Consider the following 12,770-nt stretch of genomic DNA (forward strand, 5'->3'; position numbering starts at 1 on the left):
GCTGCAGCTGTTCTTGCCCAGATCGATCCCGAGAACCGATACGTCCATGACCTTGGCTCCTTCCTCAAACGACCCGCTGTCGTGCGATAACAACGGTTCGGTTTAGGGGCGGGCCATCCATAAAGGGGGAGGTGACATCGGTCGCGGCATCGCCCGCCAGGGCGATGGTGGGCAGGCGGGCGGCATGGACGCGGCGGCTCTCGGCGCTGGCCTGCTCATATTGCGCCCGCGCACGCATGATCGCGGGGATATCGGCCCATTCGACGGTGGTGGCGCGGGTGCAGCTGGCCATCAGCCAGTCGGGGACGCCCGGATCGACCACGGGCGCCGTCTCGCGGCCGAGCAGAAAGGCGAGGCTGGTCGTCCAGCGCCGTTGCTCCGCCTCGATCCGGGTCAGCGTCGCTTCGGCTGCGGCGACGCGCGACTGGGCCTGCAGCGCGTCGGAGCGGGTGGTCGCGCCCTTGCCGAACCGCTTGTCGACCAGCGCGCTGATCTCGCGGATGCGGCCCAGCTGTTCCATCGCGATCGCGCGCAGCGCCGCGTTGCGCTGGACCTCCACCAGCGCGAAGCCGGTGTCGCGGATCAGCCCGTCGACCGCCAGCAACAGGTCCGCGCGACCGATCCGGGTGCCCGCGCGGGCGGATTCGACCGCGCCCGCGACCTTGCCGAAATCATAGATCATCTGCGACGCCGAGACCTGCGGACGGGGCCGCCACGCGCTGCCGATGCGGTTGTCGTACCCGCTGCCGACCCCTGCGCTGATCCGCGGCAGATAACCCGCTCGCGCAACCTCGACATCCTCAGCCCGCGCCTCGATGGTCGCCGTCGCCTGGACGACCGAAGGGTGCCAGGCCAGGACCTCATGCATCGCGCTTTCCATCGTCACGACCGCGGGTTCTGCCGCAGCCGTTGCCGTGATGGCGCTCATCGCGATCATCACCCTCCCGAACCGTGCCGATCGCCTCTGGTAGCGTTCTCGCCACTCTCGCTTCATCGATCGCATTTTGACCTCTCCCTGACAAAGAGGCTGACTAAACTATTTAAACAAAAAGGGATTAGGCGCCGAAGGGGAACCCCTTCGGCGCCCGAAATCAACTCCGTTTTCGGATATATGCGCAGGATGGTCAGACCAGGTGCAGGGTCGCCAGCCTTTCCTGTTCGGGATCGACCGAAACGGTCAGATAGCCTAGCGGATCATGCATCAAGGGGGCCTGCGCGCTGATGTCCGAAACGCTTGGCATCACGGACGAATCACCCGCATCGGCCAGAGATTCGCTCGGCAACGGTTCCCTGGCCGGGCTCTGCGCGTCGAGATAGCGGGACAGCACATCCTCGACGCTGCCCTGATCGTCCATCGGTGACAGTGCGATCCTGGCATCCGCCTGATCCAGGGTCAGCGGCACGGCGTCATGACCGACGGCCAGCGTCATCGGCACGACGTCGCTATGCACCTGCACCGGCTCTTCCAGCGCAAAGGCGGTCAGCGTCGCGGGAAAGACGGGGGCGACGCCGTTGTTGATGTCGATCGCCACGTCCAGCCGCGCGGTCGAGACCTGCCCGTCGGGCTGCACGACCTGATAGGTGAAGCGGTCGATCGGATCGGTCGCGGCATAGGCCAGGTTGGCGAAGGGCTGGTAGCTATATTGCCCGACCTCGTTGATGGTCAGCGTGCCATAGGTGCCGGTCAGCGTTCGGCCCGCATCGCCGACATCCACGAACGTGCCGCCGACCAGCATCTTGATGCCCAGGAAATCGCTGCCCACCGTATCATTGGCCAGCAGATCGCCGTTGACCGGCGTGGTGCCGGACAGGGCGAACTGGTCGAGATGGGTGACCGTCTCGGCCACATAGACGTCGGTCGTATAGCCCAGTCCCAGGATGTTGGTGCTGGTGACGGTGTAGTTGTACGTGCCCGAGGGCAGACCGGTCATCGTCACGCTGATGCCCGAGCCGATCAGCCCGCCGACCCCCGCCAGGGCCGTGCCCGAAGCGGTGCCGACGACCGCGCCCGCCGCATTGGTGACGGTGATCGTATAGCTGGGCACGACCGACAGGCCGGGTGCGATCGCGGCGGTCAGGGTGACGTTGGCCACGCTGTTGGCATCGACCGTGAAGCTGTCGGTGACCTGACCCGTCCGCGCGCCGGTCAGCGCGATGGCCGTTGGAGTGGCGAACGACGTATCGACCGTCGCCGGGATGGTTTCGACCACATTGACGAAGGTCGCGCCCGCCGTCGCCGCATCGTTGACCGCGATCGGAGCGCCGGTGATGTCCGGGCTGCCGATCGAGATGGTCAGCGTCGCGCTCTCCCGCTCGCCGTCGCTGGCGTCGAGCAGGGTGTAGGTGAAGCGGTCGGTCTTGCCGAGCACGGCGGCATCCGCATTGGGGGTGTAGCTGTACCGGCCGTCGCTGCCGATGGTCAGCGTGCCCCATTGCCCGACCACCTGCGTGTTGCCGGTGACGGCGGTCGTCACCCCGTTCAGCGTGACGCTTTCGACGCGGGTCTGCGGGCTGACCACATCGACCTGGCCCGTGGGGCCGGGATCGGTGATGACATTCCCGTTCGTCACGGCGGGCACGACCTGGCCGATATCGGTGAAGTCCGAGTCCACGCCGGTGACGCTCAACCCGCCGAGCAGGCCGATGCCCAGCGTATTGTCGAAGGTGACGAAGGCCCGGTACTGGCCCGGCGCCAGATCGTCTGCGGTGGCGACCAGATTGCCACCCAGCAGGCTGACCTCCAGCAGCGGGGAATTGCCCCCGCCGTTCACCGCGACCCAGTTGGTGCCGTCGAACCGCTGGAGCACCACCGAATAGCCGCTGGCGACACCCAGCGACAGGGTGGCGTCATAGGTGAAGGTCGCGTCCAGCACATGGCCCTGCTGCACCGTGAACTGGACGTTGGGGATGGCCAGCACCTGTGCGTCCAGATTAACCAAGCCCAGCGAGACAAGCGCGGTGTAGTTGGCATTGCCCAGCGTTTCGTTGGTCTGCACGGGCACCAGGTCGACCTGTGCCGAGGCGACATTGTCGAAGGCACTAATGTCGAAGGGTGCGACGACCTCGACCGTACCCGACACATTGCCCGCCCCGTCACGAAGTCCGACGTTCAGCGTCTCACCCGCGACCTGCGGCGTGGTGAGGGTGACGCTATAGGTGCCGCCGCCCGCGACCGTGCCGGTGCCGATGACGGTGCCGCCCGTATTGCGGACCTCCACCGTGGTGCCGGCTTCACCCGTGCCGATGACGATCGTGCCCGTGCCGTTGATCGCGGCGGTGGGAATCGCCGGGGGCGTGATATCGGGCGCGGCCAATGGCGCCTGGGGCGAGACATTGCCCGCCGCGTCCACTTGCGTGACGGTCAGCGCCTGGCCATTGGCCTGCGCGATGGTCAGCGTGGCGGTGTAGGCGCCGTTCGCATCGACGATCGCACTGCCGACCAGCTGGCCCTGCGCGCCGAGGATGCGCACCGTCGCGCCGGGCTCGCCCGAGCCGGTGACGATCGTGCCCGTGCCGTTGATCGTGGCGCCGGGCAAGGCCGGTGGTGTGATGTCCGGCGCGGTCAGCGGGCTGGGCGCGGAGGCGTTGCCCGCCGCATCGGCCTGGGTCACGGTCAGCGTCTGGCCATTGGCCTGGGGGCTGGTGAGCGTGACCGTATAGCTGCCATTCGACGCGACGATAGCGGTGCCGATCGGGTTGCCGCCCGCATCGCGCACGGTCACGGTCGCGCCTGCTTCTCCCTGACCCGTAACCAGCGTGCCGATGCCGTTGATCGCGGCGGTCAACCCGGCCGGGGCGGTGATGTCCGGCGCGGTGGCCTGGGCGATGGGCGAGATATTGCCCGCCGCATCGACCTGGGTCAGCGTCACCACCTGCCCATTGGCCTGGGCCGGGGTCAGCGGAGCGGTGAAATTGCCGTTCGCATCGACCACGGCGGTTCCCAATATCGCACCCCCCGTGCCCCGGATGGTGACGGTCGCACCAACCTCGCCAGTGCCGGTCAGCGTCGAGCCGTCACCCGAAACCGTGCCAACGGGTGCGAGCGGGGCGGTCAGGTCCGGTGCGATGACGGTGGCGGGCGTCGAGGCATTGCCCGCCGCGTCCGCCTGCGTCACCTGCAACACCTGCGCACTGAGCTGTGCCGGAGTCAGGATCGCGGCATAGGTGCCGTTGGCGGCGACGACCGCCGTGCCCAGCACGGCACCGCCCGCGTCGCGGATGGTGACGGTCGCACCGGCCTCACCCGTGCCGGAGACGAGATTGCCCGCGCCGTTGATCGCGGCGGTCAGGCCGGTAGGTGCGGTGATATCGGGCGCGGTGGCCTGCGTAATGGGCGAGACATTGCCTGCCGCATCCGCTTGGGTCAGCGTCACGACCTGCCCATTCGCCTGGGCCGGGGTCAGCGGAGTGGTGAAATTGCCGTTCGCATCCACCACGGCGGTGCCCAATACCGCACCCCCCGTGCCCCGGATGGTGACGGTCGCGCCGACTTCACCGGTGCCGGTCAGCGTCGATCCGTCGCCCGACACCGTGCCGAGGGGCGCTCGCGGGGCGGTCAGGTCCGGTGCGATGACGGTGGCGGGCGTCGAGGCATTGCCCGCCGCGTCCGCCTGGGTCACCTGCAACACCTGCGCATTGAGCTGCGCCGGAGTCAGGATCGCGGCATAGGTGCCGTTGGCTGCGACGACCGCCGTGCCCAGCACCGCACCGCCCGTGTCGCGGATGGTGACGGTCGCACCCGCCTCACCTGCGCCGGAGACGAGATTGCCCGCGCCGTTGATCACGGCGGTCAGGCCGGTGGGGGCGGTGATGTCGGGTGCGGTGACTTGGCTGAGCGGCGAGACATTGCCTGCCGCATCCGCCTGGGTCAGCGTCACGATCTGGCCGTTCGCCTGAGCCGGGGTCAGCGGAGTGGTGAAATTGCCGTTCGCATCGACCACGGCGGTGCCCAGTACCACTCCCCCGGCACCCCGGATGGTGACGGTCGCGCCGACTTCACCGGTGCCGGTCAGCGTCGAGCCGTCGCCCGACACCGTGCCGATGGGCGCGAGCGGGGCGGTCAGGTCGGGTGCGAGGACGGGGGATGCGGGCGAGGCATTGCCCGCCGCATCGCTCTGCACGACGGTCAGCGGCTGGCCGTCGACCTGCGGCGTGGCGAGCGTCACGGCATAGGCGCCGTTCGCACCCACCGTGGCGGTGCCAAGCGTCGTGCCATTGGCGTCCAGCACCCGCACGGTCGCGCCGACCTCGCCCGTCCCCATGACCAGCGCGCCGGTCGGATCGATCATGGCGATCGGCGCATTGGGGGCGGTCAGATCGGGAGCGATGACCGTGGCGGGGGGAGAGACATCGCCCTCGGCATCGGTCTGGGTCACGCGCACCGTCTCGCCATTGCGCTGCGGGGTGGTCAGCGTGGCGGTATAGCTACCGTCCCCGGCGACCTGCGCATTGCCGATCACCGCGCCATTGGCGTCGCGCACGATGACGGCGGCGCCGACCTGTCCGCTGCCCGAAACGCTCGCGCCGTCGAGGGCGATGGTCGCGGTCGGCGCGTCGGGCGTGTCGTTGGGGATCAGGTCGGGCGCGGTCGCATTGCCGGGGGCCGAGACATTGCCTGCCGCATCCGCCTGGGTCAGGGTCAGCACCTGCCCGTTGGTCAGCGCGTTGGTCAGCGTCACGCTGAAGCTGCCATCCGGGTTCACCGGCACGGTGGCGAGGACCAGCCCGACCGGATCGAGGATCGTCACCGTCGCGCCGATCTCGCCGGTGCCGCTGACCACCGTTCCATCTGCCGAGACGGTCGCCACCGGCGCGTCCGGGGCCGTGCGGTCGAGCGCGGTCACGGTGGTCGCGGGCGATCCGTTGCCCGCGCCATCCGCCTGGGTGACGCTCAGCACTTGGGCGTCCAGCTGGGGTGCGGACAGGGTGACCGTATAGGACCCCTGCGGCCCGACGATCCCGGTGCCGAGCACGCCACCGCCCGCGTCGCGTACCGTGACGGTCGCGCCGACCTCTCCCTGGCCGCTGACGATGGTGCCTGTCGCATCCAGTACCGCGACGGGGGGCGCGGGCGGGGTGATGTCGGGGGCGGCGACACTGGTCGGCGTCGATACATTGCCCGCCGCATCGGTCAGCGTCGCACTGACCGTGCCGCCATTGGCCTGGGCGGGGTTCAACGGCACGCTGAAGCCGCCGTCCGCACCGACCTGACCGGTGCCGATCACCGTGCCGCTGGCGTCGCGCAGGGTCACGATGGCCCCGACCTCGCCGCTGCCGGTCGCATTGGCGCCAGTGCCGTCGAGCGTGAAGACGGGGGCGAGCGGGGCGGTCAGGTCAGGTGCGATGGCGGGGCTGGGCGGGGAGGTGTTACCCGCCGCATCCGCCTGCGTCACGGCAAGCACCTGGCCATTCAGCTGCGCGGTGGTCAGGGTCAGCGCATAGGCGCCGGTAACACCCGCCGTGCCGGTGCCGATGATCGTGCCGTCGGGCGCACTGACGGTGATCGTCGCGCCGGCCTCTGCCTGGCCGCTGACGATGGTGCCGGTGGTGTCGACGCTGGCGGTCAGTCCGATCGGTGCGGTGGTGTCGAGCGCGGTCAGCGCCAGTGGCGGCGAGACATTGCCCGCCGCATCGGCCTGGACCACCGACAGGGCCTGGCCGTTGAGCTGTGCGCTCGCCAAGGCGACCGAGAAACTGCCATCGGCGGCGACCGTGGCCGTACCGAGAGGCTGTCCGTTAACATCACGCACCGTGACGGTCGCGCCGGGCTCACCCGTGCCGTTCACCAGCGTGCCGTCGGCGGAGATGGTGCCAACGGGCGCCAGCGGTGCGGTCAGGTCCGGCGCTGCGACGGTGGCGGGCGTCGAGACATTGCCCGCCGCATCGCCTTGCGTCACCTGCAACGTCTCGCCATCGATCTGGGCAGGCGTCAGCGACGCGGCATAGCTGCCGTTCGCGCCGACGACGGCGGTGCCGATGATCGTGCCATCGGGATCGCGGACGGTGACGGTCGCGCCGACCTCGCCGACGCCGGTCACGACGGTGCCGTCGCCGCTGATCGTGGCGGTCAGCCCGATCGGGGCGGTAATATCGGGCGCGGTCACCGCGACGATGGGCGAGGCATTGCCCGCCGCGTCGCTCTGGACCAGCTGGAGCGCCTGGCCATTGGCCTGGGCGGGGTTCAGCGTCACCGCGAAGCTGCCGTCCGGGGCCACCTGACCACTACCCAGCAAAGTGCCGTCGGCGGCGCGGATGGTGACGGTGGCGCCCGGCTCGCCGGTGCCCGACAGGGTCGCACCCGCATCGACCACCGACCCGGTCGGCGCAAGCGGCGGCGTGGTATCCGGCGCGAGGACGCTGGCGGGGGCGGAGATGTTACCCGCCGCATCGGCCTGCGTCACCTGGAGCGTTTCGCCATTGGTCTGCGGCGTGGTCAGCGTCGCGTTATAGATGCCGTTGGCGGCGACCGTGGCGGTGCCCAGCACCGCGCCGTTCGCATCGCGGATGGTGACGGTCGCGCCTGCCTCGCCCGAACCGGTGACGATCGCGCCGTCACCGCTGATCGCGGCGGTCAGCCCGGTCGGTGCGGTGATGTCGGGCGCGGTCAGCGGCGTGGCGGGCGACAGGTTGCCGCCGCGATCCGTCTGGTCGAGCGACAGCGCCTCGCCATTGGCCTGGGGCGGCGACAGCGGCGTGGCGAAGCTGCCGTCCGCGCCGACCGTCACCGTCGCGATCACCGTGCCATCGGCGGCGCGCACGCGGACGGTGGCGAAGGGCTCGCCGGTGCCGGTCACGCTGGCGCCATCGGCGGCGATGGTCGCGATCGGTGCCGGGGGGGCGGTCAGGTCGGGGGCGGCGACCGTGGCGGGCTGCGACGGGTTGCCGGCCGGATCGGTCTGCACCGCCGATAGGGTCTGGCCGCTGATCTGCGGCGGGTTGAGGGTCAGGGTATAGCTGCTGTCCGCAGCCACGACCGCGCTGCCCAGCGGCATGCCGTTGGTGTCGACGACCTGCACCGTCGCACCGGGCTCGCCATTGCCATAGACCGCCGTGCCGTCCGCCAAGAGTGTGGCAAGCGGCGGGGCGGGGGGCGTGATGTCGGGCGCGGTGACGGTGGCGACGGGCGAGACATTGCCCGCCGCATCGGTCTGCGTCACGGACAGGGTTTCGCCATTGGCCTGCGGCGTGGTCAGCGGCGCGTTGAAGCTGCCATCGGCGGCGACGGTGACGGTGGCGAGCACGCTGTTGTCGGGCGCACGCACGATCAGGGTCGCACCCGGCTCGCCGGTTCCGCTGATGCTGGTGCCGTCCGCGCCGACCGTCCCGACGGGAGCGGTGGGGGCGACGAGATCGGGCGTGACCGCCACGCTCGCGGGCGAGGTATTACCCGCTGCATCGGTCTGGATGGCCGACAGCGTCTGGCCGTTGGCGACCCCCGTGGGCAGGGCCACGCCGAAGCTGCCGTCGCTGCCCACCGTCGCGGTGCCGATCGGCTGGCCGCCCGCATCGACGACCTGCACCGTGGCGCCCGGCTCACCCGTACCGGTCAGCTGCGTGCCGTCCGCGCTTACCGTGACGACTGGCGCGGTCGGAGCCGTGATATCGGGTGCGCTGATGGTCGTGGTAGGCGAGGTATTGCCCGCTGGATCGCTCTGCGTGACGGTCAGGGTTTCGCCATTGGCCTGTGGCGTGGTCAGCGGCAGGGTATAATTGCCCTGCGCGTCGACCGTGGCAGTACCGAGCGGCTGCCCGGTAGCGTCATTGACGGTAACGGTCGCGCCGGGTTCGCCGGTGCCGGTGATGCCGGTGCCGTCGCCCGCGATTGTCGCGGTCGGTGCGGTCGGAGCCGTGATGTCGGGTGCGCTGATAGTCGTGGCGGGCGAGGTGTTGCCCGCCGGATCGCTCTGCTTGACGGTCAGGGTTTCGCCATTGGCCTGCGGCGTGGTCAGCGGCAGTGTGTAACTGCCCTGCGCGTCGACCGTGGCGGTACCGAGCGGCTGCCCGGTGGCGTCGCTGACAGTGACGGTCGCGCCGGGCTCGCCGGTGCCGGTGATGGCGGTGCCGTCGCCCGCGATGGTCGCGGTCGGTGCGGTCGGAGCGGTGATATCAGGGGCGCTGATGGTCGTGGTAGGCGAGGTGTTGCCCGCCGGATCGCTCTGCGTGACGGTCAGGGTTTCGCCATTGGCCTGCGGTGTCGTCAGAGGCAGCGTATAATTGCCCTGCGCGTCGACCGTGGCAGTACCGAGCGGCTGGCCGGTGTCGTCGCTGACGGTGACGGTCGCGCCGGGCTCGCCGGTGCCGGTGATGGCGGTGCCGTCGCCCGCGACAGTGGCGGTGGGGGCAGCGGGGACAGTCGTATCCGGTGCGCCGACCGAAATAGCTGGGGAGGTGTTGCCCGCCGGATCGCTTTGGGTAACGCTCAGGATCTCACCATTGGTCTGCGGCGTGAGCAGCGGCAAGGTATAGTTGCCCTGCGCATCCACCGTGGCGGTGCCGAGCGGCTGGCCAGCCGGATCGCGCACGGTGACGGTCGCGCCGGGCTCGCCGGTGCCGGTGATCGCGCTGCCGTCATCGGCGATGGTCGCGGTGGGCGCGGCCGGGGCGGTGAAGTCGGGGGCGGTGAGGGTGATGGTGGGCGAAACATTGCCCAGCGCGTCGCTCTGCGTGACGGTCAGGGTTTCGCCATTACCCTGCGGCGTGGTCAGCGTCAGGCTGTAATTGCCGTTCGCATCGACCGTCGCCTGGCCGATGGCCTGGCCGTTGGCGTCCCGCACGATCACCGTCGCGCCGGGCTCGCCGGTGCCGCTGACCGTTGTTCCTTGCGAGTCGATCTGGGCGGTGGGCAGCGGCATGGGGCCGGTGTCGATCGCGTCCAGCTGGGTGGTGGGCGAGACATTGCCTGCCGCGTCCGTCTGGGTCACGACCAGTACGCCGCCACCCGTCTGAGCGGTGGTCAGAGTCACCGTATAGCTGCCATCGGCGGCGACGATGGCGGTGCCGATCGGCTGTCCGTCCGGGCCGACGACGCGCACGGTCGCGCCGGGTTCGCCCGATCCGGTCACGGTGCCACCGTCAGCGGACAGGGTCGCGGCGGGTGCGGCGGGCGGGGTGATGTCGGGCGCGCTGACGGTGGTGGCGGGGGAGGTGTTGCCCGCAGGATCAGCCTGCGTAACGGTCAGGGTGCCGCCATTGGCCTGCGGCGTGGTCAGCGGCAGCGTATAGCCGCCCTGCGCATCGACGACCGCGGTGCCCAGCACCTGTCCGGCGGCGTTGCGCACGGTGACGGTCGCGCCCGCCTCGCCAGTGCCGGAGACGCTGGTGCCGTCGCCGTTGATGCTCGCCGTGGGTGCGACGGGCGGGGTGATATCGGGCGCGGCCAGCGTGACGGCGGGGGAGACGTTGCCCGCCGGATCGGCCTGCGTGACGGTCAGGGTGCCGCCATTGGCCTGCGGCGTAGTCAGCGGCAGCGAATAGCCGCCCTGCGCATCGACCACCGCGGAGCCCAGCACCTGCCCGGCGGCATTGCGCACGGTGACGGTCGCGCCTGCCTCGCCGGTGCCGGAGACGCTGGTGCCGTCGCCGTTGATGCTCGCCGTGGGTGCGACGGGCGGCGTGGTGTCGGGCGCGGCCAGCGTGACGGCGGGGGAGACATTGCCCGCAGGATCGGCCTGCGTCACGGTCAGTGTGCCGCCATTGGCCTGGGGGGTGGTCAGGGTCAGCGTATAGCCGCCCTGCGCACCGACGACGGCAGTGCCCAGCACCTGTCCGGCGGCGTCGCGCACGGTGACGGTCGCGCCGGGCTCGCCGGTGCCGCTGACCGTGCGGCCGTCGCCGGTGATCGTCGCGGTCGGGGTGGCGGGCGGCGTGATATCGGGCGCCGCCGTCGTGGCGGGGGGCGAGACATTGCCTGCCGCGTCGCTCTGCACGACGGTGACGGGCTGACCGTTGGTCTGGGGCGGGTTGACCGGGATGGTGAAGGTGCCGTCGGCGCCGACCGTGCCGGTGCCGATCACCGCGCCCGTGCTGTCGGTCACGCGGACGGTCGCGCCCGACTCGCCGGTGCCGCGGATGCTTGAGCCGTTGGCCGTGAAGCTGGCGGTGGGAGTCGCGGGCGGCTGGGTATCGGCGGAGGGACCGCCGGGCTGGCTGCCGCCATTGCCGCCGCCCGACACCGCCGCGACCAGGCCGCCGACCCCGGCCACGCCCAATATGGCGGGCAGGACGAAGGACGAGCCGCCGCCCTCTCTGGTCGTCGCCGCGCCCATCAGGTCGTCGAGATCGGTGATCGCCCGGAACCGCCCCGCGCCGCTGGCGGACGGGTTGGCGAGCCATTGGCTGCCCTGATCGTCACGCAGCACCAGGTCGCTGATCTTGCCCTGCTGCTGGTCATAGAAATGGTCGATGCGAATGGTCTGGCCATCGGTCAGGCGGATGATCAGGTCGTTGCCCTCGCGCTCCATCGTCGCGACCTGCGCCCGGTCGATATTCAGTCGAACGACGCTGGGCGCGCTCAATTCGATGACATTGGCGCTGGTCGTGGTGGTGGTGCCGGTCGCCTTTGCGATGATCTCGGTCTGCATGGCCTGTTCCTCCCATTGCATGTCGTCATGCCCCGGCACGCGGTGCCGGGCAGGGGGGGGCGCGGTCATGGCTGTCGTCGTGTTCCCACGCGGCCTCCCCTAGCGCCAATCCTAACCACGAAGAGGGAGCAGTGATGCGAGTAGACCGTTTTCGGAATTAATTCAGATGGTTAACAGTCGTTAACTTATTTTGTGTCCCGGCGGCGTGCGGGCAGGACCGGCGCGTCGTCATCGGTCATACGCACGGGTTGGATGCGACCGTCGGGCGCATAGGTGATGCGGTCGATGGCCACGACCCGCTCGCCCTGGAACGGACCGGGGCCGGGTGCGCGGTCCCAGCGGTGATAGACGATCAGCGTGCGGCCATCGGGCAGGGTGACGAAGCTGTGATGCCCCGGCCCCTGATGCCGCGCGTCGCCGGTCAGGATCGCGCCGCGATAGCGCCACGGACCCGTGGGCGAGGGGGCGGTGGCATAATGGACCGAATAGTCGGGGCCGTTGAACCGGCCATGGCTGTAGGACAGGTAATAGGTGCCGCCACGTTCGTGCATGAAGGCCCCTTCGGTGAAGTTCGGCGGGGTCGCGACCTTCACCTCGCGCGCGATGGTGACCATGTCGGGCTTGAGTTCCCAGACGCGCAGGGTCGAACCTGCGCTGCCGCCTGCATAGAGATAGATCCTGCCCGACCTGCGATCGGTGAAGACCATCGGGTCGATCGCCTCGAACCCTTTGTCGCCGGTCACCAGCGGGCGGCCGCGGTCGCGATAGGGACCTTCGGGCCGGTCGGCGACGGCGACGCCGATGCGGCTAGGCGTCGGGTTTTGCGGCCCTACCGAGTAATAGAGATAATAGCGGCCGCCCCGCGTCGCGACGCCGGGAGCCCAGAGGAAATGCTCGGACGCACCATCATCCTTGATCCAGTCGATCTGGTCGCGCCGGATCAGTTCGCCGCGCGGGCTCCAGGTCTTCAGGTCGCGGCTGGAAAAGGCGCCGAAACGGTCGGCCGCCCAGCTTCCGCCCGGCCCCCCGGTCGGGAAAATCCAGAGTTCGTCGCCGATCATCATCGCATGGGGATCGGCCCCCTCGAACTGCGGATTGCGGGCGATCCCCGCCGCCGTGACGGTCAACGCCAGTCCGGCGGCGGCGAAGGCGGTCAGTGTCTTCATGGTGGTCTCTCCCGCTGGCTTTGCC

At 70.0% G+C, this 12,770-nt stretch carries 3 protein-coding genes; all 3 read right to left on the bottom strand.

Annotated elements, in window-relative coordinates:
* Positions 1 to 64: 64 nt before the first annotated feature.
* The 3 genes from BSZ14_RS08545 to BSZ14_RS08555 all read right to left on the bottom strand — a co-directional run bounded on the left by BSZ14_RS08545 (position 65) and on the right by BSZ14_RS08555 (position 12,745).
* Entirely contained in the window at positions 65 to 928 is an 864-nt protein-coding gene (locus tag BSZ14_RS08545) for a TolC family protein (RefSeq protein ID WP_241823700.1), read from the bottom strand.
* 196 nt (positions 929 to 1,124) lie between these two features.
* On the bottom strand, positions 1,125 to 11,648 hold the full coding sequence (locus BSZ14_RS08550) for a BapA/Bap/LapF family large adhesin (RefSeq protein ID WP_139330385.1): 10,524 nt from the start codon (positions 11,646 to 11,648) through the stop codon (positions 1,125 to 1,127).
* Between the two features lie 116 nt (positions 11,649 to 11,764).
* Positions 11,765 to 12,745 (bottom strand): family 43 glycosylhydrolase, encoded by a 981-nt coding sequence (locus BSZ14_RS08555; RefSeq protein WP_076710607.1) that lies wholly within the window; start codon positions 12,743 to 12,745, stop codon positions 11,765 to 11,767.
* Between the last annotated feature and the right edge of the window lie 25 nt (positions 12,746 to 12,770).

It is taken from the genome of Sphingomonas sp. Sph1(2015) (genome assembly GCF_001970915.1).
In the GTDB taxonomy this organism is placed as follows: domain Bacteria; phylum Pseudomonadota; class Alphaproteobacteria; order Sphingomonadales; family Sphingomonadaceae; genus Sphingomonas; species Sphingomonas parapaucimobilis.